The following is a 23,549-nucleotide window of genomic DNA, read 5'->3' on the forward strand; positions in this document are numbered from 1 at the left end:
CTACAACATCCACAACCGCAGCGGCGGCAGCGCCGACAACGTCACCGGCACCTTCAACAAGAACCTGTCGAGCGAAGCGCTCAACGGTACCTGGAAGCTGCGCGTCAACGACAATGCGAGCCAGGACACCGGCCGCATCGACAGTTGGAGCATCACGTTCTGATCGACCGGGCATCGATACGATGACCCTGTAAAACCCCGGCTTCGGCCGGGGTTTTTCTTTGCGCGGTCCATTTCGAGTCGCCAGCGAATCTGCCTGTGGCGCATAGAAGCATGGAAGCGACGATGTCGATGGAGCGGGCGAGGCCGGCCGTGCCGAGCGGCAGAGACCCGGGCGCACCTTCGGCGGCACGAACGTACCGCTCCCTGCCGAATGCCGCCGTTCTCGAATGGGGCGAGCCGTAGTCGAAGAGGTATCTTTCCGCGCGGGAATGGCATCGGAAAAACGGCGCCGGCGATGGGCCGTCGACGCGGCTGCGTCGGAGTTCCCCGGCTTCGTGTCGTGCATTGCATCATGAACGCGGACGGGTTCTCAGTTTCAATTTCCGCTCCGGCACACCGATTTCAATCGAAACAAATCTTCGTTGTATGCGTGACGTCAGGCACGGATGCGATGTCGACTCGACGCGTTTGCGTCTTGTTGTGCGCGACGCGTGTGCCTCAGAGTCGCGCCGTGGTCGCAAAGGCACGGTAGCAACGCGCACCACGCGTCGTAGAAAAAACGCACGCTCAGGGGAAGCATGCGGCCTCGCCTGCATCAAACGCTGGAGCATCCAGTTCCCATCGCCTGACCCCGTCGCCATCGCCATTGTCGAACACACCGGCCCAGCCGGCGTCGCGGTCTTGCCTCTACTACGGACGGAGAGACTCATGAAACGACTTTGTGGTTCCTTGCTGTTGCTCGGACTGTCGATCAGTGCCGCACTTGCTGCCCCGGCCACGCGCCCGGCAGCGTTCGACCACGCCAATATCTCGCGCCTGGACAAGATCGCGCTGCGCGCGATGCCGGCGGTGGACGTCGCCAAGTTGCGCGCGGAAGACCGCGTGCGCGAAGCGCGCAATGAGATTCCTCGCTTCGCCGCGCCGCTCGACGTCGACATGACGACGTTGAATTCGGGCGTATGGGAGAAGCTCGACGACGAAAACGTCATCTGGCGCCAGCGCGTGCGTTCGGACAAGGCGCTGTCGTTGAACTTCGGCTTCACCCAATACCACATGCCGGCCGGCGGACGCCTTCTGGTGTACCCGGCGACGCAGACCGCAGGCGGCGACCGCAGCCTGATCCGCGAATACACCGACCGCGACAACAGTCCCTCCGGCCAGTTGTGGACGGCGATCGTGCCCGGCGAAGAGGCGGTGATCGAAGTGGTCGTGCCGGCCGCGAAGATGGGCCAGCTCAAGCTGCACCTGACCAAGGTCAATCACGACTATGTCGGCTGGGGCCCGCTCGCGCGCCGCCTGGCCGCAGCCGCCAGCGGCGAAAAGGGCGTCTCCGGCGCCTGCAACATCGACGTGGTCTGCCCCGAAGGCGACGGACGCCGCGACATCATCCGCTCGGTCGCGGCCTACTCGAAGAACGGCTCGCTCGCTTGCACCGGTTCGCTGGTCAACAACACCGCCAACGACAAGAAGATGTACTTCCTGACCGCGCACCATTGCGGCATGGGTACGGCGTCGACCGCGGCCAGCATCGTGGTGTACTGGAACTACCAGAACTCGACCTGCCGCCCGCCGAACACGCCCGCCAGCGGCGCCAACGGCGACGGTTCGATGACCAACACCCAGTCCGGTTCGACTTACAAGGCGACCTACGCGACCTCCGACTTCACGCTGCTTGAACTGAACACGCCGGCCAACCCTGCGTTCAATCTGTTCTGGGCCGGTTGGGACCGCCGCGATCAGAACTATCCGGGTGCGATCGGCATCCATCACCCGAACGTGGCCGAAAAGCGCATCAGCAACTCGACCAGCCCGACTTCGTTCGTGGCCTGGGGCGGCGGCGCGGGCACCACCCACTTGAACGTGCAGTGGCAGCCGACCGGCGGCGTCACCGAGCCGGGTTCCTCGGGTTCGCCGATCTACAGCCCCGAGAAGCGCGTGATCGGCCAGCTGCACGGCGGTCCGTCGAGCTGCAGCGCCACCGGCACCAACCGCAGCGACCAGTACGGCCGCGTGTTCACCTCGTGGACCGGCGGCGGCGCGGCGGATTCGCGCCTGAGCAACTGGCTCGACCCGGGCAACACCGGTGCGCAGTTCATCGACGGCCTGGATTCGGGCGGCGGCACGCCGAACAATCCGCCGGTGGCGAACTTCACCTCGTCGGTCAGCGGCCTGACCGCGACCTTCACCGACAGCTCCACCGACAGCGACGGCAGCATTGCCTCGCGTAGCTGGAACTTCGGCGACGGCACCACCTCGACCGCGACCAACCCGTCCAAGACCTACAGCGCCGCCGGTACCTATACCGTCACGCTGACCGTCACCGACGACGATGGTGCGACCAACACCAAGACCGGTACGGTCACGGTGTCGGGCGGCCCGGGTGCGCAGACCTACACCAACGACACCGATGTGGCGATCAGCGACAACGCCACCGTGGAAAGCTCGATCACCGTGTCCGGCCGCAGCGGCAACGGCTCGGCGACCACGCCGATCCAGGTGACGATCTACCACACCTACAGGAGCGACCTGAAGGTCGACCTGGTGGCGCCGGACGGCACGGTCTACAACATCCACAACCGCACCGGCGGCAGCGCCGACAACGTCATCGGCACCTACACCAAGAACCTGTCGAGCGAACCGCTCAACGGTACCTGGAAGCTGCGCGTCAACGACAATGCGAACCTGGACACCGGCCGCATCGACAAGTGGAGCATCACGTTCTGATCCACCGACGCCGCGCGCCGTAACGGCGCGCGGCGTTTCCATTGGCGCTTCCCCGTCCGCGGGGAAGCGCCATGGACGAAGTCCTGTTCGCGAATGGAATTCCGCGCGGCCCGGCGACCTCGCCGCGTGCACCCCGATCCAAAGACGCGCCATGCGTCATCGCAGACCACTGCGCCGTTCTGCCGTACGCATCACGAAAGCGAGGCATGGCCGCGACGGGCGACGCTTGTCAGCCCACGTGCCGCGTACCCAGCATGGTGGCCGCACCCACCGCATCGCTGTCCAACGTACCGGTACATGGAGAGTTTCCCAATGCGCTTCCAATACGCCGCGCTGCCCCTGTTGCTGGCCTTGTCCGCCGGCGCCAAGGCAGCCGATGACCTGCCTGTCTTCGTCACCGCGAAATACACCAACAGCGCGCAGTTGCAACGCATCGCGTCGCGCTTCCAGCATCTGATCGTCGACCGCGAGGCCAAGACCGTCCGCGTCGAAGCCATGCCGGAGGATCTCGCCGCGCTGAGCCGCGCCGGCTTCAAGTACGAGGTCGATCGCGACGCGACCGAGAAACTGCAACGCCTGCAGACCGCGCTGCAAAGCTCCGCGCTCGGCATCAAGAGCATTCCCGGTTATGCCTGTTATCGCACGGTCGAGGAAACCTATACGACCATGGACCAGCTGGCGGCGAGCAAGCCGCAGTTGGCGCGCGTGACCAACATCGGACCGAGCTGGCAGAAGACCCAGAGCGCCGGCACCGGCTACGAGATGAAGGTGCTCAAGCTGACCAATTCGGCGACCGACGCCGCGCTGCCGAACAAGCCGACCCTGGTGTTGTTCGGTTCGATCCACGCGCGCGAGTACACGCCGGCCGAAACCGTCACCCGTTTCGCCGAATGGCTGGCCAACAACTACGGCACGAACGACGAGGCGACCTGGCTGCTCGACAACTTCGCCTTCCAGTTCGTGCTGCAGGCCAATCCCGACGGCCGCAAAAAGGCCGAGGCGGGCTCGTCCTGGCGCAAGAACGTCAACAACAGCAATGGCAGTTGCAGCGCCTCGGCCATCGGCGTCGACCTCAACCGCAACTTCCCTTATCACTGGAACAGCGCCGCCGGCGGCTCCAGCGGCAACGCCTGCGCCGAGACTTATCGCGGCCCGCTCGCGGCCTCGGAGCCGGAGACGCAGAACCTGATGCGCCTGGTCGCCGGCACCCGCAACAGCAGCGGCGTGTATACCGGCGGCATCTTCCCGGACCGTCGTCCCGACGACGTCAACACCGCCGCGCCCGAGGATTACCAGGGCATTTTCATGGACATCCACAGCGCCGCCCAGCTGGTGCTGTGGTCGTGGGGCGACACCAGCAATCCCGCGCCGAACAGCGCGGCGTTGCGTGCGCTCGGCCGGCGCATGGCCTTCCACAACAACTACCGCCCGCAACAATCCGACGAGCTCTACGCCACCGACGGCACCACCGACGACACCATGTACGGCCTGCTCGGCGTGCCGGCGTACACGATCGAGCTGGGCGTGTCGTTCTTCGAGAGCTGCAGCACCTTCCAGGGCACGACCCTGCCGGACAACCTGAAATCCTTGCGCTACGCAGCGCGCAGCCTATGGGCGCCGTACAAGCTGCCGTCCGGCCCCGACACCACCGCGGTCAGCGTGTCTTCGGCGACCGTGCCGGCCGGCACCCCGGTCACGTTGACGGCGACCGTCGACGACAGCGTGTTCAACCAGAGCAACGGCACCGAGCCGGTGCAGAACATCGCTTCGGCGCGGGCCTACCTCGATGCGCCGCCATGGGCGGCCGGAGCGGTCTCGTATCCGCTCAACGCCAGCGACGGCAGCTACAACAGCAGCCGCGAAGTCGTGACCGCGAGCATCCCGACCACCGGCCTGGCCAACGGCGTGCACACCTTGTACGTGCAGGGCACCGACGCCGCCGGCAAGCCGGGCACGCCGAACGCTGTGCGCTTCACCGTCGGCGGCACCGGTCCCATCAATACCCCGCCGGTCGCGAATTTCACTTCCAGCGTCAGCGGCCTCAGCGTGAACTTCACCGATAGCTCCAGCGACAGCGACGGCAGCATCGTCGCGCGCAGTTGGAACTTCGGCGACGGCACCACCTCGACCGCGACCCATCCGAGCAAGACCTACGCCGCATCGGGCACTTATACGGTCACCCTGACGGTCACCGACGACGATAACGCCAGCCACAGCAAGACCGCCTCGGTCACGGTCAGCGGAGGCGGCGGCACCCAGACCTACAGCAACGGCACCGACGTGCAGATCCCCGACAACGCCACGGTCGAGAGCAGCATCGTGGTGTCCGGCCGTACCGGCAACGCACCGAGCGACGCCTCGATCGCGGTCAACATCCTGCACAGCTACAAGAGCGATCTGAAAGTCGACCTGGTGGCGCCGGACGGCACCCTCTACAACATCCACAACCGCAGCGGCGGCAGTGCCGACAACGTCGTCGGCACCTTCGTCAAGAACCTGTCGAGCGAGCCGCTCAATGGCACCTGGAAGCTGCGCGTCAACGACAACGCCACCCAGGACACCGGCCGCATCGACAGTTGGAGCATCACCTTCTGATCGTTTCCGGATCGTAGGCAAGTTGCAGCGCGCATCCCCGGCTTCGACCGGGGATGCGCGTTTATGCAGGCACGCATCGGCTTCGTCGAGTTTCTGCGCAGCCGCATGCTGCGGTGCAGGGCGATCGTGTCGGGCCGCCGTAACGGCGATGTTTCCATCGCCGAAACAGTGAAAATTCCGCGGTTTTCGTATCGATTTCGCCCTCCGGACGTGCGCCGTAAGCGGTTACTGCGCGTATGCATGACCGAGGTCACGAACGCGAATGTGCGCTCGAACAGGTTGTCGCTTGTTCGCCATATCGGATCGCGCTTAGGGTCGAGTCCCGGGCGTATCGGAACGTTTCCCCCCGCACCGTTCGGCGCCGCTTTCACGCGCAGCAAACTCTCGCGACGAACCGCACTCTGCGGCCGTCATCCCAGTCCATCGCGTCCCTGCGCCGATGCCGCCCGCATCCGGCCGGGCGACGCCGAACAGGAGCGCCTTCCGTGAACAAGCACTTTGCCCCGTTGCCCGCCTTGCTCGCCCTCGCATTGTCCGCCGCCATCGCACCGGCGATGGCGCAGACGCACAGCCACGATCACGCACGTCCGGCCGACGCCACCGACGATCCGTTCCAGCCGGTGTTCATCGTCACCTCGCGCGAGACCTTCGATGCCGGCGTGCAGTCGCTCGCGCGCAACGCCACCGGCGTCAGCAACCCGGCCGGTGCCAAGCTGGTGGTGGCCGAACTGAAGACTTATCAGCTCGCCGACGTGACCCGTCATGTCCACGAGAAGGAAAAGCGCTGCGGCGGTTTCGTCGCCTTCGAGACGCGCGCCGAGGCCGAAGCCTTCGTGCGCAGCGAGCGCAGCGTCGAAGCGATGAACACCAAGTTCGCCACCTACACCATCGACAACCAGGCGACGGTGAATCCCTGGCTGGGCCAGGTCGCCGAAGCGAACATCCGCGGCACCATCAGCCACTTGTCGACCCAATACCCGAACCGTTACTACGCCTCCAGCCACGGCCGCACCTCGGCGACCTGGATCAAGGACACCTGGGCTGGACTGGCCAACGGCCGCAGCGACGTTACCGCCGAGCTCTACACCGGTTGCACCACCTGTTCGACTCAGCCCTCGGCGATCCTGACCATCCAGGGCAGCGAGTTGCCGAACGAAGTAGTGGTGCTGGGCGCGCACCTGGATTCGATCTCCAGCAGCGGCAGCGGCGATTCGATGAACGCACCGGGCGCCGACGACGACGCCTCGGGCATCGCCACCCTGACCGAAGTGCTGCGCGTGGCCATGGCGAGCGGCTACAAGCCCAAGCGCACGATCAAGTTCATGGGCTATGCCGCCGAGGAAGTCGGCCTGCGCGGCTCCAAGGCGATCGCCACCGATTTCAAGAACCGCGGCGTCAACGTGGTCGGCGTGCTGCAGTTGGACATGACCAACTACCGCACCAGCGGCGCGCCGGCGGTGCGCCTGGTCAGCGATTACTCCAACTCCAGCCTGCAGCAGTTCCTGCGCGATCTGTACACGACCTACATCGGCGGCACCGTCGGCAGCTACACCTGCGGCTACGGTTGTTCCGACCATGCCTCGTGGACCTCGGCCGGCTTCCCCGCGGCGATCTACTTCGAGGGCGGCACCTCCAGCGGCGGTTACTTCGGGTCCATCCACACGCCCAACGACACCCTCGCCAACATGGGCAACTCGGCCGCCAACAGCGTGCCCTTCGCCAAGCTCGGCCTGGCCTTCCTCGGCGAACTCGGCAAGACCGCCGGCACCGGCCCGGGTCCGGGCACCCAGACCTATACCAACGGCACCGACTACGCGATCAACGACAACGCCACCGTCGACAGCCCGATCACCGTGTCCGGCCGCACCGGCAACGCGCCGACCAGCGCTTCGGTGTCGGTCAACATCATCCACACCTATCGCGGCGACATTAAGGTCGACCTGGTCGCGCCGGACGGCTCGCTCTACAACATCAGCAACCGCGCCGGCGGCAGCGCCGACAATCTGAGCGGTACCTTCAACTTCAACCTGTCCAGCGAGCCGCTCAACGGCACCTGGAAGCTGCGCGTCAACGACAACGCCAACAACGATGTCGGCCGCATCGACACCTGGAGCATCACCTTCTGATGCCTGTCCGTAGCTGATCGAACCGAAACGGGCTCCGCGATGGAGCCCGTTTCTTTTGTGGCCCCGATGCGATCGGCGGTGGTCGTGGGCTTTGACCGTGCGGCAGTAGCGGCGAATGCCCACCGGATGCCGTGCCGGCCGGCCTGCGATTTGGATCGAGGCAGCAGCGCTGCGGCCTTGCCGCGAGCTCGCCCGTTCGCGCTCGCAGCAGCACAAGCTATTGATTTTACATCTGTTCTTGCCATGTCGGCGCCGTTGTCGCCAAAGTGAATCCTCTCTGAATCCGCGCCGACGGTTTCAGGCGCGCCTTTCTACTTTCCCTCTGAACCGCCCGCAGTCGAGGCGAACCGCTGCCGTGTCCTGGAGCGGTCCGCGGTCGAGTGCAGGCAGATCGCTGCGGCGTTCGCATCGATACCACTCAGGGGAACAGCACCATGAATTTGCGTACTTGGATCGCGGCGGCGCGCCGCCGGACCGAGCCGATGACCGTAGCCCGCAGCGCCGGGGCTGAGCGGAAACGGCCGCGCAGGTTCAGGATCGCCTGTCTGTGGCTGCTGGTGGCTTCCTCGTCGTTGTGGGCAGGCAGCGGTCTGGCTGCAACCTATACGGTTACCAGCCTGGGCGATGCTGCCGGCACCTGCGCGGGCACCAGCCCGAATTTCAGTTGCACCACGCTGCGCGCGGCGATTACGGCGGCCAATCTGACCGCGACGGTCAATGACAGCATCGTTTTCAGCGTCGGCGGCACCATCAACGTCGGATCGGAACTGCCGATAGTCTCCGACACGCTGACCCTCAACGGCGCCGGCATCACCCTGAACGGCAACAACGGTGCTTATCAGGCACTGCGTTTCGCCGCGGGAGCGGGCGACAGTCAGCTTCGCAATATCAGTATCCGCAACTTCGCTGCGGTGGCGGTGAGCGCGGCCAATGTCGCCAATATGCTGATGAACGGCAACACGATCACCATGTCGGCCGCGTTCGACGCCATTCGCTGCTCGGACAGCAACGGCTGCACCATCACCAACAACACCATCGGCGGGATCGGCTCCTACGCCATCAGTGTGTTCAACAATGCGGCCATTGCCGGGTACCAGGGCAGGGTGGCCGGAAACCGCCTCAGCGGCGTCAGTATCGGCGTTGCTCTCTCGGGCGTGACCGACGTGACCGTGGACTCCAACGTGATCAGCGGAACCAGCGGTGCCGGTATCCGTTTGGTAGGCTCCAATGGCGATATCACCAGCGGCAACACACTGACTAACAATACGATCAGCGGAAATACGGGCGCGGGCATCGTGCTGACCGGCACCACCGGCGGTACCGGCACCAACCAGACCAACGATAACCGGATCGAAGGCAACATCATCACCGGCAACGGCGGCGTCGGTATTGCATTGACCGGAAACGCCAACAGCAACGTCAACCAGAACACGATCACCGGCAATACCATCACCGGCAACTCGGGCGACGGCATCAACGTCAGCGGCACGACGGCGACCAACAACGCTATCTATGCCAACACCAACATCTCCGGAAACAGCGGGCTCGGCATCGACCTGGGCACCGATGGCGTGAATGCGAACGATGCCGCCGACGCCGATACCGGCCCGAATACCTTGATGAATTACCCGGTGGTGACGAGCATCGTCGGCACCACGGTCAAGTTCGTCTTCGACACCACCGCCAATGCCAACGGCTATCGCATCGATTTTTACCGCAACCCCGGCGGCCTGGATGCGACCGGTTTCGGCGAGGGCCAAGTGTGGCTGAGCAGTTGCACCGTCGCCGCGCCGAGCGCCAGCGTGCCGAGCAGTTGCACCGTCGCCGGCCTGGATGCGGCGTCGCTGAGCATGACCGCGACCCGCTGCCAGAACTCCGGTTGCGTGACTACGGCGACCACCTCGATCGGCTCGACCTCGGAATTCAGCGGCCCGAGCAGCACCGACCTGCGGATCAGCAAGACCGATGGCCAGACCCAGTACGGTACCGGCCAGACCCTGACTTACACGATCGTGGTCAGCAATGCCGGCACGACGACGGTCAGCGATGCGGTGTTCACCGATCCGGCGGTGAGCGGCTTGTCGGTGACCGGGGTCGCCTGCGGCAGCGCCACTTTGAGTTCGCAATGCCCGGTCGCCGCAAGCACCACGGTCGCTCTGATGCAAGGTGCCGGCATCGTCATCCCGCGCTTGACCGCCGACGGCAGCGTGACGTTTACCGTGACCGCCATGGCGACCGCCAGCGGCGGCAGCCTGACCAACACCGCGGCGATCGCCGTGCCGGTCGGGGTGAGCGAGACCGCCGCGGCCGACAACAGCGCTTCGGACACCGACGGCATGCAGCCGAGCTTCGGCACCTGCGATTCGCGGCTGTGGCTGGAGCAGTCGCCGGGCGCGCCGACGCCGACCACGCTGTACCAGATCGGCACCAATGCCAATCCGCTGACTTTCAATGCCGTCGGCACGGCGACGGTGGTGTACAACGCGGTCGGCTACAACCCAACCGACAATTATCAGTACGGCCTGATCACCCCGACCAGCAATACGCTCGTCAGGATCGGGTCCGACGGCGCTGTTGTCAGTTTGGGCACCGTCAGCGGCTTGCCTGTCGGGACTTACATCAGCGGAGCGTTCGGCACCGCCGGCAATATTCTTTACGTCAAGAGCAACCTCGCCGCCGGCACGACGATGTACGCGATCAACGTGACCACGATGACCGCGACGGCGGTCAGTCTGAGCGCGGCGATCGATATCGCCGACTGGGCCTGGGTCAATGGTCTGTTGTATGGCGTCACCTTCACCGGCCAATTGGTGTCGGTGAACCCGAGCACCGGCTCGGTGGCGAATATCGGTGCGTCCAACAGCCTGCCCGACGGCTTCTTCGGCGCCATGTACGGCGCACCCAACGGCCTGTACGGCTCCGGCAACAACCCGCCGAGCGGTTTCTACAAGTTCGATCTGGCCACCGGCACCGCCACCTTGATCAGCGGCGCGCCCGGTTCGAGTTCCAACGACGGCTCCAATTGCCCGACCGCCAACATCACCTTCGGCGCCGACCTGCAGATCACCAAGACCAATACGCCCGGGGTCAACGGCAACGTCGACCAGACCAGCGACACCTATGCGCCGGGGCCGCGTAGCTACACCGTCACGGTGACCAACGCGGGCCCGTTCGGTGCCGCCAATGCGGTGTTCACCGACCCGGCGATCGCAGGTTTCACGGTCAGTTCGGTGACCTGCGCCAGCCCGACCGGCGGAGCGGTGTGCCCGACCGTGGCCAATACCACCGTCGCCTTGATGCAGGGCAGCGGCATCGTCATTCCGTCCCTGCCTTACAGCGGCGGTACTTCGAGCAGCGTGACCTTCACCATCGCCGGCACCATCGCCACGAGCGCGACCGGCACCCTCGCCAATACCGCCACGGTCGCGGCCGGAGCCGGCACCGGCGACACCGCGCTGACCAACAACAGCGCGACCGACAGCGACACGCTGGCGCAAGCGCAACTGACCTTGCGCAAAGTCAGTTACGGTGGAGTGGGGACCTTCGATTTCACCATCGACCAGGGTTCGGCCAGCGTGGTCGCAACGCGTAGCCTGACCACGGCGACAGAGGGCACGGTGGTGACCGATAGCGTGCCGGTGCCGATGACCCCAGGGCAGACTTATCGCATCATCGAGACCACCGTGCTGTCGTCCGGGCGGGCGTGGACGCTGACCGATTTCAGTTGCACCAACATCGCCGCCAATAAAGTCTTCAGGAACTCCGGCGACACCTACACCTTGCTCAGCGTGCCTGCCGGCGCCGACATCGTCTGCACGGTCACCGACCGCAAGTCGCCCACCTTCCAAACGCAGAAAATTTGGGCGCGTGCCGCCCCAGGGGATCGGGTCGTGTTGGCCTGGTCGCGTACGGCCGGCGCGAACAGCGCCAGCGGTTACTCGGGCAATTACGCGCCCGTCGCAGACGCCACCGGCAATAATACGTCGACCTCGCCGCCGACCGCGGTCTACATCGGCGATACCCTCAACCTGAGCGCCGAGACTTGGCTGACCCAGACCGGTACCTATACGACCTCCGACTACATCTGCACGCGTTCCAGCGACGGGACGACGTTTACCGTGCCGGCTTCCGGCGGCAGTTATGCGCTGACCGATGCCGACACCGGGGTCAATCTGCTCTGCAGCGTGACCAACACCCGGCGGGTGGCGGATCTGTCGATCACCAAGACCAATACACCGGCGGCCGGGGCGAACGACCAGGCCGGCGACACCGTAACCAGAGGCGCCGCCAGCACGTACACCATCGTCGCGAGCAATGCCGGCCCGGACGCGGCGGACGGTGCGGTGATTCGCGATACGGTCGGGCCGGGGCTGACTTGCGCCACGGTGAGCTGTAGCGCCAATGGCGGTGCGGTGTGCCCCGGGACGGTGGATGTCGCGACCTTGCAGGGCAGCGGCCTGGTCGTCGCCACTTTCCCGGCCAACAGCAGTGTCAGCCTGCTTCTGACTTGCACCGTGCAGTGAGGCATGGCGGCCGGCACGACCGCTCCGGTGGGCCGCGTTCGGTCCGGACAGGTCATCGGTGGCTGCGTGCGAGCTCGTCCAGAGCCTCGCGCGCCAGGCGGACGGACGCATGCTCCGGCCCGAGCCAGCGGGTGGCGGTGTCGCGCATCCGCAGCAGAAAGCGGCGGGCTTGCGCGCCGTCGCCCTGTTGCAGGGCGATTTTGGCGCGCAATTGAAAGATGTTGATCAGCGCGAGTCGGGCGCGGACCTTGGGCAGAGAGGCTTCGACCTGTGGCGTCAGCGTAATGAGCTGCGCTTCGGCGCCTTTCAGATCGCCAACGTAGTAGGAGATCGCCGCGCGCGTAAAAGGGATCCGGAACCGCAAGCTGTGCGATGGGCCGAAATAGCGCCGCGCATCGGTTTCGGTTTCGGCGAGCAGGCGCAGGGCTTGCGCCGCATCGTCGCCGCGGTTGCGGATGGCCAGACCGCGGGCGTAATAGAGCTTCGGCGCGAACACCGGAATCCTCTGCCGGTTGGCTTCGGCAATGAACGATGCGAGCTGTTTCATGCCTTCGTCTTTCAGCGTCGCAGCGACTTCGGCCGGCATCGCCGCCGGTTTGCGATGCACCAACATCACGCCGAGGTCAGCTTCCGCCCGCAGCCTGAGTTCGTGCTTCGGACCGTAAGAGGTGCGCATGATCGCTACCGCGCGTCGCATTTCGTCCAGGTGCTCGGCGTAGCTGTTCTCGTCGAAAAAGTAGATTTGCGTCGATACGCGCAATGCTTCGGCGTACTCGGGATGCGACGGGCCGTAACTGGCGCGCAGGATCTCCCGGCCGCGGGCGATCGATACGCGGCAATCCTCGGGCCGGTCGCCGGCGCATTGGCTGTCGGCCAGCACCGCCCAGGCGCGGCCGGTGTCCGGGTGGCGTTCGCCCAGGCTGCGGCGGCGCTCGTCGAGCAGTTGCTGGGCGATGGTCTGCGCTTCGGCGTAGCGCTCTTGCACGGTCAACAGGCGCACCAGTCTTTCGCGGGCGAGATTGGCCAGTTGCGACGGCTCGTCGGCCGACAGCGCGATTGCCTGGCGCAGGTCGGCTTCGGCCGCGGACAGATTCAACAAGCGCGTATTCCAGTGGCCTCGCAAGGTCAGCAGCTCGACATAGGGCGCGGGCTCGGCGTCGAGGCGCATGCGCGCCAGCGCTAGCGCCCGGTCGAGGTTTTGTTGCGCTTGCCGATGTTCGACCAGCTCCCATTCGCTGCGGGCGATTTCGGTCAGCAGGCGCAGGCGGGCGGCGCGACTCGCGTCGTCGTCGTCGGGCAGCGCCTGCAGGGCTTGTCTTGCAAGCTCGCGCGCCCGGGTGTGGCGCGCCTGCAGATTCAACAACGAGGCCAGGGTGGCCTGGGTCTCGGCCGACGCCGCATCCCCACCGCCGCGCACCTGCGAGGCTTCCCCCGCGAGGCGGGTGGCGCCGGGGTAATCGCCGATCACTGCGTGGCTGCGCGCCAGCGAGGCCAGGGCGCCGGCGAATACGCGCGGTTGTTCTTCCAGGTCGAGCCTGCGGATCTTCGTCTCGACCTTACGCAACAGCTCGCTGGACGAGAACGGCGTATCGCCAAGGCCGGACAGCGTTGCCGTGCCCAAGGTGTCTTCGAACAAACGGTTGACCGCGAGCGCGGCTTCGGTTTCGCCCTGGGCGCGTTGCGCCTGCCACAGCGTCGCGCCGATGCCGACCGCCGCCGTTGCGACGATGGCGCCGGTCAGGCCCAGGGCCAGGCGATGACGACGAAGGAACAGGCCGGCGCGGTACAGGGCACCGTTGCGCGCGCTGACCGGGCGCTGTTGCAACCAGCGTTTCAGATCCTCGCCGAGCGCCTGCGCGCTGGTGTAGCGCCGCTGCGGGTCGGCGTGGGTGCAGCGTTCGACGATTGCATCCAGATCGCCGGCCAGGCGTCTGGCCAGGGTACGGTTGTCGGGCAAGCTCCGGTTCTCGGCGACGCCCGGCGGTGCCGCGAGGGCCGCCTGCACCAGCGCATCGTCGGCACGCGACGGTCCCATCCAGCGGCTGGCCTGGGCGAGCAACGATGGGCAGGGGGGGGCGCCGGTCAACAGCCGGCGCAGCACCACGCCGAACGAATACAGATCGGCCGCGACGCTCGGCGGCGAGCCCTGGAAGACGATCTCCGGCGCGGTATAGCCGGGCGTCAGCGCAATCGGTATCGATTCCGGGTCGCCATGCGCGCTCAGCGGCGCGGACAGGCCGAAGTCGAGCAACTGCACCCGGCCTTCGGCGGTCACCAGCAGGTTCGAAGGCTTCAGGTCCTGGTGCAGCACGCCTTCGCCATGCGCGTAGACGAGCGCATCGCAAGCTTGCCCGAGCACCGCGACACGTTCTTCCAGGGTCTTGCGATGCCGGTCGCACCAGTCGTCGATGGGCAGGCCTTCGACATACTGCAAGACGAACCAGGGGTGTCCGTCGGGGTCGAGCCCGCCGTCGAGCAGGGCGGTGATGTTGGGATGCTGGAGCCGCGCCAGATGGTTGCGTTCGGTCAGCAGGGCGTCGGCCAAACGCGGCGACGACAGTTCGATACGCGCGCATTTCAAGGCCACGCGCTGCAGGTATTGCCGATCGTCGCGTTGCGCCTCGTAGACGATGCCCATGCCGCCGGCGCCGATCTTGCGCACGATCCGCCACGGCCCCAGGCGGGTGCCGATGCGTTCGTCGCCTTCCGTGTCGGAGCCGAGTGCGGCGTCATCGTGCGCACTCGCCGGAGGGCGCAGCGGTTCGTCGAGCGGATGCGCGACCGCGTCGGCCGCGATCATCGCCGCCAGCAGCGTGTGCGCCTGTGGATCGTCGTGGCGAATCTCGGCGAGGAAACCGGGGCGCTGGCGCGTGTCCAGATCCATGTAGGCCCTGAACAGCGACAGCACGCGGGCCTCGACCGAAGACATGGACGCCGGCGGGCTCAGGCGGCCGGAGGATCGGGCAGCGGGGCCGCGCCGAGGTGAGCGATCAGATAGCTGCGCGCGGTCCGCCACTCGCGCCGGATACGCTCTTCGCTGACCTCGAACAACGCGCCGATCTCGCGGTCGGACATGCCGCCGAAATAGCGCAGCTCGACCACCGAGACCAAGCGCTTGTCGATCTTGCCCAGGTGTTCGAGCAACTGGTCCATCAGCACCAGTTCCTCCATGCGCGCGGTTTCGCCGGTCTTGAAGTCTTCGTCGTAATCGACGAACTCGGCGCCCTGGCCACGCTTGCTCGCGACCGCCTTCTTGGTTTCGTCGAGAATCGCATAGCGCATGGCGCGGGCGATCAAGGCGATCAGATGAAAGCGGCTTTCCGCGGTGGACGCGGCGCCGGCCATCTTCAGCCAGGCCTCGCTGATCAACGAAGTCGGCGACAGCGACGGACGGCGGCCCCGCTGGCGCAGCTCGGAGCGCGCCAGCCGGTGCAGGTCCTGATAGATGCGCGCATAGATCAGATTCCAGGCGTCGCTACGCCCTTGCCGCGCCTGCTGGATCAGGACGGTAACGGATTCGACCGTGGCGTCGGGCAAGACCCACGAGGTTTGGACTGGCGGCGGCGAGGCGATGAGCATGGCTCCAGACTCCCGTTGATCATTCAATAGTGACGAAAGTCACAAAAAATGACCATGCTCCGGGTGTGCCGCGCGACGAGTGGCGGCCCGGCACCGACCGGCGCGCCCGATCGGCGCCGGTTTCGGCCAGGGCGGGTCTGTGCGACTGACGCTGGAACCGCGCCTCAGCGCGTGCAGCTCTCGCTGGCTTCGTGCGCGCCGCGTTCGCTGATGCGCCAATGGGTGACCGTGCCGAGTGCGTCGGTCTCGAAGGTCAGTTGGCTGTTCTTGGCCTGCGGCGCGGCGACTTCGATGAAGGCCGAGCCTTCGAAGGTCGGGTTGGCGACCTGCTTGGTCCGGCCGGCATAGGCCTGGTTGATTTCGGCGATGCTCATGCCGACGCGGCCGCCGCCCGGGGCGATGGCCTTGGCGTCGTAGACGTCGATGCCGGCGAGCTTGTCGCCGGCCATCAGGAAGGCGTATTGGTGGGTAACCGCGCCGCGCACCGGATAGAGCAGGTGGCAGGCGGCGTCCGGGCGCTGATCGCGGTTGTCCTTCATCTCGCCGCCCCAGGCCTGGCGGACGCTCGCGCTGTCGGCGCCGAACTTCGCGGTGACGGTGCCGGCCTGGTCGCTGCCGTTGAAGCCGTCGTAGCCGATCGCGTCGCTGCGCAGCACGCGTTCCGGCGGCAATAGAGGATTGGTCGAGGCCGCGGGCGATGCGGAGGGGGCCTGGCCGGTGTCGTTCTTGGCGGTCCGGGTGGAGTCCGCACTGTCGGCGGGTTTCTGACAAGCCGACAGTGCCAACACCGCTACGGCCAGGACGAGTACGCGCATCGCGATCACCATTGCTATCGGACAGCCCCCGATCCTAATGCATCGATCCGGAAGCATCGCAGTGCAGCAAAGCGGCGCTTGCGCGAACTGCGGCGCGATGCGCCGCTCAGATCGCTTCGAAGCGGTTCGCGTCGACGTTCTTGCGGACCTTGCTCGGGTCCCAGATGCGGCCGTTCATGGCGATGTAGACGCCCGGCGGCAGCGACTGCACCGCGCCGACCGCGGTGCCGATGTTGAACTCGGCATCGGAGCCGCGGAAACGCGCCGGATTGAGGGCGCCGGTCATGACGATGGTCTTGTTCGGAATCGTCGCCAGCACTTTGGCCGTCTCGACCATGCTGTCGGTGCCGTGGGTAACCAGCACGTGCTGCGCGTCCTGGGCGGCGATCGCGGCGCGGATCAGCTCGCGGTCGCCGGCGTTGATGTGCAACGAGTCCTTGCGGATGATCGGGATCACGCTGTAGCGGAAGGCCACGCCGAGCTCGTCGAGGATGCGGCCGATCTGCGGTTCGCCGATCTGGTAGTCCGACTTGTCGTCGAAGTAGATCTTGTCGATCGTGCCGCCGGTGGTGACGATGCAGAGCTGGTCCATCGTGGGTAAGGTCGCGAGGTCGGGGAAGCGGAGATTATAGGCCCATGGCCAGGGCCCGGCCGGGTCGTTCGCTGTCGATGCCGGCGTCGTCGTGCCGCGTGGTTTTCGCGCCGCGGGCTTCGGATGCCCGCCGGCCGGATCAGGGTTTCCTGCCGAAGCGGGCCTGGATGCCGGGCAGGTTGGCGGCGAACACGACGGTCACCGCCAGGGCCAGTTCGATCCAGCCCTGCAGGCGTTCCGGCGGCCGCGACCAGGCCACCATCACCCCGTGGCTGAACCAGCCCAGCGCCAGCACGCCGGCCCAGTAGGCGGCGTGGCGGTTGCGGAACCAGACGCCGATCGCGAGCAGCAGCGGCGGCAGCACGAACACCACCAGGGTCGCGGCCAGATGACGCTGCGACAGCATCCACGTCGCATACAGCGCACTCAGGGCCAGCAGAGCGAGCAGCAGGACCAGATTGGAGCGGGGACGTGGCGTGGCGGTGCTCATCGGCTCACCTTGGCGACCAGTTCGGCGACCCGGCGGCCTAGCGCGCGCGCCAACACCGCTTCGTCGTCGCTGAGCTGCGGGTCGTCCTGGGGCCCGGCGACATGACTCGCGCCGTAGGGGCTGCCGCCGCCACGCGTGGTGCTGAGCAAGGGTTCGGTATAGGGAATGCCGACGATCACGCAGCCGTGGTGGAGCAACGGCACCATCATCGTCAGCAGGGTCGATTCCTGGCCGCCGTGCTGGCTCGCGGTCGAGGTGAACACGCCGGCCGGCTTGCCGACCAGAGCGCCGCTGGCCCATTCGGCGCCGAGCCCGTCCAGCCAGTGCTTGACCGGTGCGGCCATATTGCCGAACCGGGTCGGGCTGCCGAGCACGAGCCCGGCGCATTCGGCCAGGTCGCGGGCTTCGACGTAGGGCGCGCCGTCCTCGGGCACCGGCGGCGCCGCGGTCTGGGTGATCGCGGCCACCGGCGGGACGCTGCGCACGCGCGCGGCGATGCCGTCGACTTCGCCGATCCCGCGCGCGATCTGCCGCGCCAGCCGCGCCACCGATCCGCCGCGGCTGTAATAGAGCACCAGAACTTCGGTCATCGATCTCTCCTGTAGGCGGCAAGGATAGAGGATGGGGAGAGGGCGATTGGGGTTTTGGGGAGCCAGGGCGGCTGGGTGGGCGTTGCGGGCGGGGCGCATCGCCTGGTGCCGCAATGCCTCATCCCCGACGAACCCCCAGGCAACCGCAGCGCATGCCCCCGTGACGCGCCATCGGTTACCCTGCGCCGGATGGAACCCTTGGACTCGATTTATCGCTGGAGCGACCGGGTGCGCGATCGCGCTCGCGCCGGAACGTTCTTCCGCTTCCTGGCCCGCCGCTTTCTCGACGACAACCTGTTCCAGGCCGCCGGCGCTCTGTCCTACACCACCGTGTTCGCGCTGGTGCCGCTGTCGATGGTGGTGTTCGGCGTGCTGTCGGCGTTCCCGATGTTCGGCGAATGGAGCGACCGCCTTAGCGACTACATCTTCTCCAACTTCGTGCCCTCGGCGGCGCGCTCGGTGGAGAGTTATCTCAAGCAGTTCTCGGCCAACGCCGGCCAGCTGACGACGGCGGGCGTGATCGCCTTGGTGGTCTCGCTGTTGATCACCCTCAACGGCGTCGAGTCGGCGTTCAACCGGATCTGGCGCATCCATTCGCCGCGCCCGCGCCTGGGCCGCTTCCTGGTCTATTGGACCGTGCTGACGCTCGGCGCCCTGATCGCCGCGGCGAGCCTGGCGATCTCGGCGCGCTTCTTCGCCATGGAGGTGTTCTCGACCCAACCAGGCCGCTGGCTCGAAAGCCTGTTGCTGCGGGTCGCGCCGATGCTGCTGGAATGGTTGGCCTTCGCTGCGATCTACCGGGTCGTGCCGCATCGCACGATCAAGTGGCGGCATGCGGTCGCCGGCGCTTTCCTGGCGATGGTGCTGTTCGAAACCATCAAGGGCGGCATCGGCCTGTACCTGGGCAATTTCGGTTCGTACTCGAAGATCTACGGCACCCTGGCGTTCGTGCCGATCTTCCTGTTGTGGATCTATCTGAGCTGGGTCGCGGTGCTGCTCGGCGCGTCGCTGGCCTCGTCGATCTCGGCGTTCCGCTACCAGCCCGCGTCGATGCGCTTGCCGCTCGGTTTCGAGATGTACGGCCTGTTGCGTCTGCTCGCCCGCTTCAACGAGGCGCGCAAGCGCGGTCGCGGCCTGCATATCGACGACATCCAGCAACTGGAGCCGATGCTGACCGATTCGCTGGTCCAGCAGATGCTCGAGCAACTCGGCGAGATCAACGTGGTGCGCCGCGCCGAGAACGGCGAATGGCTGCTCGCGCGCGATCTCGACGAGCTGTCGCTCGGCGAGTTGTACGAAGCCTGCAACCTGCGCATCCCGATCGCCGAGGCGATGCTGCCGTGCCGCGACGACTCGCTGGGTCAGTCCGCGGTCGCGGCGATGGACGAACTGCGTGTGCCCCTGCGCGCGCTCATGAAACGACGCGTGTCCAGTATTCACGCCGAAGAGGAAGGAACATGATCCCGAGTCATTGCAAGTCCAGCCTGCGTTCGTTGTCCGCACTGGCGCTGGCCGTTGCCGTGCTGTCGCTCGGCGCCTGCCAGCAGCCGCAGACGCCGGCCAGCGACGGCAAGCCGGCCGCAACGACCGACGCCAAACCTGCGCCGGCCCCGGCCCCGGGCGTGGACACGAAGCCGGGCGATGCCAAGCCGGCCGATGCGCCGCCCGCCGATACCGCGAGCGACACGCCCGAGCTGCGCATCGCCACCATCGACGGCAAGACCTACGACCTGGCCGAGCGACGCGGCCGTTGGGTGGTGGTGAACTTCTGGGCGACCTGGTGCGCGCCGTGCATCAAGGAAATGCCCGAGTTGTCGGCGCTGGACACCATGCGCGACCACATCGAAGTGATCGGCCTGGCCTACGAGGAAATCGAGCTCGCCGATATGCAGGCCTTCCTCAAGAAGCACCCGGTGTCGTATCCGATCGCGATCCTCGACGTCGCCGACCCGCCGAAGGCCTTCGATACGCCGCGCGGCTTGCCGATGACCTATCTGATCGGGCCCGACGGCAAGGTCGCGGAGAAATTCCTCGGCCCGGTCGACGCCAAGAAGATCGAGGCCGCCATCGCCAAGGCCTCGGCCCAGGTCGCCGTGCCGAAGGCATGAGCGCGGCGCGCTTCTTCGTGGCCGGCAAGGTCCAGGGCGTGTGGTTCCGCGCCTCGACCCGCGAGCAGGCGCTCGCCCTGGGGCTGCGCGGTTACGCCAACAATCTCGCCGATGGCACCGTTGAAGTGCTGGCGGTCGGCGAGGAGGCCGCCGTGACGCGCCTGGCCGAATGGCTGGGCCACGGCCCGGCGCAGGCGCGCGTCGACCGGGTGATCCGCGAGCCGGCGCGCGAGGACGAAGCCGGCGCCGGCTTCCTCTGCGGTTGAGCCGGGCTACAACGCGCCCGGCTTCGCCATCAAGCGTCCGTTGCGCCATTCGCGCTGCTCGCTGATGTGCCCGCCGCGCGCCAGGTAGTCGACGATCGAGCGCACGGTCACCACCGGGTAGTCGCCGGCGAGGCGGGTGCCGATCGGGTGATCGCTGAAGGCGACATTGGCCGTGAACAAACCGCCGAGCACGCGCTTGGAATAGGGAATCCGCACGCGATCGGGGCGAAAGCCGTCGGCGAGCGCGGCGCGATAGGCCTCGCGCCGATTGCCCGGCGCGGACGCGTCCGGCAGAGTCGTGGCGAACAGCTCCAGCAGCCATGCGGTCGAGTTCTGATAGTCGGCGCTGCCAGGGCGTGCGATCAGGTTGTAGTGCGGCTGGTGCAGGCCCCCGCTGGGCAGGCCGCGCAGCTGCGCGGCGAGGCGTTCGGCCTGGGCCGGTTGCAGCCAGACGATGCGCGCGTCCTGGTTGACCAGATCGTCGGCGAAGAAGTTGACCAAGCCTTGCGTGTACAGGCCGGAGCGGTCGCTGCCGCATTCGTTGAGCAAATGCACCGCGGTCCAACGGCCGGCGGCATGGTCGCGCACGACGAAACCGACATGGCTATAGACCAGACCCTGCGCCGACAAGTCGGTGCCGACGCGGGCGACCAGCGCGGCGGGTGCATCGCGTTGCTCGAGCGCGGTGGCGACGGTCAGCGCGGTCTGCGCCGCCGCGGCCAGTTTCTGTGGGGTGACGGTCTGGTTGTCGCAGCGAGTGCCTGCGCGTCCCTGTGCAGGCAACACTCCCAGGACCACCACCGCCAACGCGGCCATAAGCATCCTGCAGGCCGCGAATCCGGAATAAGCAAAAGAGGCGCGCGCGGCGCTCATGCATCGATCCGCTCGCTGTGCATCAGCGCGCGGGCGCGTTCGTTGGGGATGAAGCAGAAGGGATCGCCATCGGCGCCGCTGAGCAGCCAACCGCCGGCGACCGCGGACACCGTCAAGGCCTGGCCGACCTTGAGGCCGAGCTGCTTGACCGCCTGCGCCGACAACACCACCGCGAACGAGGTGCCCAGGCCGACCGCCGAGACCGTCAGCGTTACGCCCTCGGCGCTGGCCTCGAACCCGGCGACCGAGAATTTCGCCCCGGCCGACAGCGCCCGCGCCGCGGCCACCGGCACTTCGACCGAGGCGTTGAGGCTGAGTTCGGACTGGCGGCTGAGGCCGTCGGACTGCACCGCCGCAAAGGCCGGCGTCCCTGCCAGCAGGCCAGCGGCGGCCGAAACGGACAGGGCGAGGGGAAACATGCGGCTGGCAATCCTTGGCATCTCGCACCGTCTCGTGAAGGTCCGGGGCCACCCTCGGTGGGACGCGGGGCGAATGCAATAATCATCGACAAAGTGTCTCGGAATTCGCCATCGGGTAGCGTATTTTGATACGTATGGCGATTTCCATCGAACTGATCGACGGCCTGAAGCGTTTTTTGCGCGCCCAGGACCTGACCTACCGGGACCTGGCCTTGCGCCTCAAGCTCAGCGAGGCCGCGGTCAAGCGTATGTTTTCGCGGCGGGCGATGAGCCTGCAGCGGCTGGAGCAGATCTGCGACGTGCTCGATATCGGCCTGGTCGAGTTGAGCGCCGAAGCCGGACGCGGCCGCGCGCCGATGGCCATGCTCAGCGAAGAGCAGGAGCAGGCCCTGGTCGACGATCCGGCCCTGCTATTGGCCTTGTTCCTGACCTTGAACCGATGGAAACAGGCGGACGTGCAAGCGCATTTCACCTTCGACGACGTCAAGTGGACGGCGTTGCTGGTGCGCTTGGACCGGCTCGGCATCATCGAATTGATGCCCGGCAACCGTGGGCGGCCGCTGACCGCGCGCAACTTCCGCTGGCGCGCCGACGGCCCGATGGAGCGCCATTTCCGCCTGCGCATGCTCGGCGACTATTTCGCCGACCCCTTCGACGGCGAGCAGGACGTGTTGTTGTTGCTCAGCGGCGCCCTGAGCGTCGCCGGCATCCGTCAGCTCAAGCAGCGCCTGGGCGAGGTCGCGCGCGAGTTCGACGGCTTGTTGGCGCGAGATGCCGCCTTGAGCGCGCAGGAGCGGGTCGGCGTGAGCCTGGTGTTGGCGCAGAAGCCGTGGCTGTTGCAGCTGTTTCACCCGTACCGGCGCTCGCAGGGCGAGTGAGGGCGCGCGGTCTCGCGATGTTACCGAACGCGGCCCCTGTAGGAGCGGCGTGAGCCGCGACCAAGGGACGCGCAGGAACGGCATCGCCGATGCCATTCATCGAAGCGGCGTGTCGTCGCGAGGGTAGGAGCGAGGTCCTACTGGATTTCCTTCGGTCACAAGTCGCGACCACGGAATGCGCAGAGGCCGCATCGCTTACGTCCTTGATCGAAGTCTTGAACTGTCGCGAGGGTAGGAGCGGCGCAAGCCGCGACCGCGATGTGATGGTCTTGCGGCGCGTCTATCAAGCAAGAGCAGAGCTTCCGTCCGCTGACGCGGCCGGGTTACTTTCTTTTGCTAAGCCCAAAAGAAAAGTAATCAAAGAAAAGGGCTCTCCTTGCAAGGGCACAGGCCACGAGTACGATGCTGTCGCCGAGATTTTTCGATAGGACATCCTTGTCCTATCGAGTTATTCCTTTAAAGGCTGGGCGCACGTCCTGTGCGCCGCCCTCCGGGTCTACGATCGCATCGCTAGATCGAAACTGCGCCAAGCTCTTTACGGCAACGGCAACGGCAACGGCAACGGCAACGGCAACGGCAACGAGTTTTTTGCTCTTAGGGTAGGAGCGGCGCAAGCCGCGACCGCGCAACCACGATCACTGGTGCCGGCAGCCGCAGATTCGCGGTCGCGGCTCGCGCCGCTCCTACCCTTTGTACCGTCGTGGTTGCAGGATTTCTGTTGCTCTTGCTCTTGCTGTGCGTCGTAAAACACTCGCGAAGGCAACAGAAGACCCGGAGGGCGGCGCGCAGGGATGCGCGCCGTTTTTCAT

18 protein-coding genes are annotated in these 23,549 nt (G+C 66.4%); 10 read left to right on the top strand and 8 right to left on the bottom strand.

Annotation, left to right across the window (positions count from 1 at the left end; translation table 11 throughout):
- Nucleotides 1-7 precede the first annotated feature (7 nt).
- The 6 genes from EX88_RS27505 (at nucleotide 8) to EX88_RS0119845 (ending at nucleotide 12,130) form a co-directional block, all read left to right on the top strand.
- Nucleotides 8-163, top strand: coding sequence for a proprotein convertase P-domain-containing protein (locus EX88_RS27505; RefSeq protein ID WP_081931274.1), 156 nt, complete (start codon nucleotides 8-10; stop codon nucleotides 161-163).
- A gap of 707 nt (nucleotides 164-870) precedes the next feature.
- A complete protein-coding gene (locus EX88_RS0119830) occupies nucleotides 871-2,886 on the top strand; it encodes a proprotein convertase P-domain-containing protein (protein ID WP_161786154.1) in 2,016 nt (671 codons plus the stop codon).
- 312 nt (nucleotides 2,887-3,198) lie between these two features.
- Complete coding sequence (locus tag EX88_RS0119835; protein ID WP_051885343.1) at nucleotides 3,199-5,481, top strand: M14 family zinc carboxypeptidase; 2,283 nt, start codon at nucleotides 3,199-3,201, stop codon at nucleotides 5,479-5,481.
- 63 nt (nucleotides 5,482-5,544) lie between these two features.
- The gene (locus tag EX88_RS26620; protein ID WP_161786155.1) at nucleotides 5,545-5,970 is read left to right on the top strand and encodes a hypothetical protein; all 426 of its coding nucleotides are present in this window, start codon (nucleotides 5,545-5,547) and stop codon (nucleotides 5,968-5,970) included.
- Nucleotides 5,967-7,607: a M20/M25/M40 family metallo-hydrolase gene (locus EX88_RS24845; protein WP_051885344.1), complete on the top strand. Its 1,641-nt coding sequence runs from the start codon at nucleotides 5,967-5,969 to the stop codon at nucleotides 7,605-7,607. The genes EX88_RS26620 and EX88_RS24845 overlap by 4 nt, the downstream gene beginning before the upstream one ends.
- 434 nt (nucleotides 7,608-8,041) lie before the next feature.
- On the top strand, nucleotides 8,042-12,130 hold the full coding sequence (locus EX88_RS0119845) for a beta strand repeat-containing protein (RefSeq protein WP_031373727.1): 4,089 nt from the start codon (nucleotides 8,042-8,044) through the stop codon (nucleotides 12,128-12,130).
- Nucleotides 12,131-12,182: 52 nt separating this feature from the next.
- Here EX88_RS0119845 and EX88_RS0119850 read toward each other — a convergent pair whose 3' ends face one another.
- The 6 genes from EX88_RS0119850 to wrbA all read right to left on the bottom strand — a co-directional run bounded on the left by EX88_RS0119850 (nucleotide 12,183) and on the right by wrbA (nucleotide 18,196).
- Nucleotides 12,183-15,059, bottom strand: coding sequence for a serine/threonine-protein kinase (locus EX88_RS0119850; RefSeq protein ID WP_031373728.1), 2,877 nt, complete (start codon nucleotides 15,057-15,059; stop codon nucleotides 12,183-12,185).
- Between the two features lie 14 nt (nucleotides 15,060-15,073).
- Entirely contained in the window at nucleotides 15,074-15,709 is a 636-nt protein-coding gene (locus EX88_RS0119855) for an ECF-type sigma factor (protein WP_031373729.1), read from the bottom strand.
- Between the two features lie 164 nt (nucleotides 15,710-15,873).
- The gene (locus tag EX88_RS0119860) at nucleotides 15,874-16,524 is read right to left on the bottom strand and encodes a hypothetical protein (RefSeq protein ID WP_152566385.1); all 651 of its coding nucleotides are present in this window, start codon (nucleotides 16,522-16,524) and stop codon (nucleotides 15,874-15,876) included.
- Between the two features lie 106 nt (nucleotides 16,525-16,630).
- Nucleotides 16,631-17,116: an asparaginase domain-containing protein gene (locus tag EX88_RS0119865; protein WP_031373731.1), complete on the bottom strand. Its 486-nt coding sequence runs from the start codon at nucleotides 17,114-17,116 to the stop codon at nucleotides 16,631-16,633.
- A gap of 139 nt (nucleotides 17,117-17,255) precedes the next feature.
- The gene (locus tag EX88_RS0119870) at nucleotides 17,256-17,606 is read right to left on the bottom strand and encodes a DUF2069 domain-containing protein (protein ID WP_031373732.1); all 351 of its coding nucleotides are present in this window, start codon (nucleotides 17,604-17,606) and stop codon (nucleotides 17,256-17,258) included.
- Complete coding sequence (wrbA, locus tag EX88_RS0119875) at nucleotides 17,603-18,196, bottom strand: NAD(P)H:quinone oxidoreductase (RefSeq protein ID WP_031373733.1); 594 nt, start codon at nucleotides 18,194-18,196, stop codon at nucleotides 17,603-17,605. Before wrbA ends, EX88_RS0119870 begins: the two co-directional genes overlap by 4 nt.
- A 189-nt stretch (nucleotides 18,197-18,385) precedes the next feature.
- Between wrbA and EX88_RS0119880 the strand changes: the two genes are divergently transcribed.
- From EX88_RS0119880 to yccX, 3 genes are read left to right on the top strand one after another with little or no spacing between them, the layout of a single operon-like run.
- Entirely contained in the window at nucleotides 18,386-19,657 is a 1,272-nt protein-coding gene (locus EX88_RS0119880; RefSeq protein WP_031373734.1) for a YihY family inner membrane protein, read from the top strand.
- Nucleotides 19,654-20,304 carry a TlpA family protein disulfide reductase gene (locus tag EX88_RS0119885; RefSeq protein WP_051885345.1) on the top strand — a complete coding sequence of 217 codons (651 nt, stop codon included), beginning with the start codon at nucleotides 19,654-19,656 and terminating at the stop codon, nucleotides 20,302-20,304. The genes EX88_RS0119880 and EX88_RS0119885 overlap by 4 nt, the downstream gene beginning before the upstream one ends.
- The gene (gene yccX / locus EX88_RS0119890) at nucleotides 20,301-20,570 is read left to right on the top strand and encodes an acylphosphatase (protein ID WP_031373736.1); all 270 of its coding nucleotides are present in this window, start codon (nucleotides 20,301-20,303) and stop codon (nucleotides 20,568-20,570) included. The genes EX88_RS0119885 and yccX overlap by 4 nt, the downstream gene beginning before the upstream one ends.
- 6 nt (nucleotides 20,571-20,576) lie before the next feature.
- Here the strand turns inward: yccX and EX88_RS24040 are convergent, their stop codons facing one another.
- On the bottom strand, nucleotides 20,577-21,386 hold the full coding sequence (locus EX88_RS24040; RefSeq protein WP_051885346.1) for a DUF2145 domain-containing protein: 810 nt from the start codon (nucleotides 21,384-21,386) through the stop codon (nucleotides 20,577-20,579).
- Between the two features lie 53 nt (nucleotides 21,387-21,439).
- Nucleotides 21,440-21,862, bottom strand: coding sequence for an AbrB/MazE/SpoVT family DNA-binding domain-containing protein (locus EX88_RS24850; protein ID WP_051885347.1), 423 nt, complete (start codon nucleotides 21,860-21,862; stop codon nucleotides 21,440-21,442).
- 134 nt (nucleotides 21,863-21,996) lie between these two features.
- Here EX88_RS24850 and EX88_RS0119905 point away from each other — a divergent pair, with 134 nt between their 5' ends.
- Nucleotides 21,997-22,740 carry a helix-turn-helix domain-containing protein gene (locus EX88_RS0119905; protein ID WP_051885348.1) on the top strand — a complete coding sequence of 248 codons (744 nt, stop codon included), beginning with the start codon at nucleotides 21,997-21,999 and terminating at the stop codon, nucleotides 22,738-22,740.
- Nucleotides 22,741-23,549 lie beyond the last annotated feature (809 nt).

Source organism: Lysobacter antibioticus, from assembly GCF_000731095.1.
GTDB classification, from domain to species: Bacteria; Pseudomonadota; Gammaproteobacteria; order Xanthomonadales; family Xanthomonadaceae; genus Lysobacter; species Lysobacter antibioticus_B.

Excerpts from the sequence above, each read along its gene's own strand:
- EX88_RS0119830 (WP_161786154.1), top strand. The coding sequence starts at position 871 with ATGAAACGACTTTGTGGTTCCTTGCTGTTGCTCGGACTGTCGATCAGT.
- EX88_RS0119835 (WP_051885343.1), top strand. The coding sequence starts at position 3,199 with ATGCGCTTCCAATACGCCGCGCTGCCCCTGTTGCTGGCCTTGTCCGCC.
- EX88_RS26620 (WP_161786155.1), top strand. The coding sequence starts at position 5,545 with ATGCAGGCACGCATCGGCTTCGTCGAGTTTCTGCGCAGCCGCATGCTG.
- EX88_RS0119845 (WP_031373727.1), top strand. The coding sequence starts at position 8,042 with ATGAATTTGCGTACTTGGATCGCGGCGGCGCGCCGCCGGACCGAGCCG.
- EX88_RS0119850 (WP_031373728.1), bottom strand. The coding sequence starts at position 15,059 with ATGTCTTCGGTCGAGGCCCGCGTGCTGTCGCTGTTCAGGGCCTACATG.
- EX88_RS0119855 (WP_031373729.1), bottom strand. The coding sequence starts at position 15,709 with ATGCTCATCGCCTCGCCGCCGCCAGTCCAAACCTCGTGGGTCTTGCCC.
- EX88_RS0119860 (WP_152566385.1), bottom strand. The coding sequence starts at position 16,524 with ATGCGCGTACTCGTCCTGGCCGTAGCGGTGTTGGCACTGTCGGCTTGT.
- EX88_RS0119865 (WP_031373731.1), bottom strand. The coding sequence starts at position 17,116 with ATGGACCAGCTCTGCATCGTCACCACCGGCGGCACGATCGACAAGATC.
- EX88_RS0119870 (WP_031373732.1), bottom strand. The coding sequence starts at position 17,606 with ATGAGCACCGCCACGCCACGTCCCCGCTCCAATCTGGTCCTGCTGCTC.
- wrbA (WP_031373733.1), bottom strand. The coding sequence starts at position 18,196 with ATGACCGAAGTTCTGGTGCTCTATTACAGCCGCGGCGGATCGGTGGCG.
- EX88_RS0119880 (WP_031373734.1), top strand. The coding sequence starts at position 18,386 with ATGGAACCCTTGGACTCGATTTATCGCTGGAGCGACCGGGTGCGCGAT.
- EX88_RS0119885 (WP_051885345.1), top strand. The coding sequence starts at position 19,654 with ATGATCCCGAGTCATTGCAAGTCCAGCCTGCGTTCGTTGTCCGCACTG.
- yccX (WP_031373736.1), top strand. The coding sequence starts at position 20,301 with ATGAGCGCGGCGCGCTTCTTCGTGGCCGGCAAGGTCCAGGGCGTGTGG.
- EX88_RS24040 (WP_051885346.1), bottom strand. The coding sequence starts at position 21,386 with ATGGCCGCGTTGGCGGTGGTGGTCCTGGGAGTGTTGCCTGCACAGGGA.
- EX88_RS24850 (WP_051885347.1), bottom strand. The coding sequence starts at position 21,862 with ATGTTTCCCCTCGCCCTGTCCGTTTCGGCCGCCGCTGGCCTGCTGGCA.
- EX88_RS0119905 (WP_051885348.1), top strand. The coding sequence starts at position 21,997 with ATGGCGATTTCCATCGAACTGATCGACGGCCTGAAGCGTTTTTTGCGC.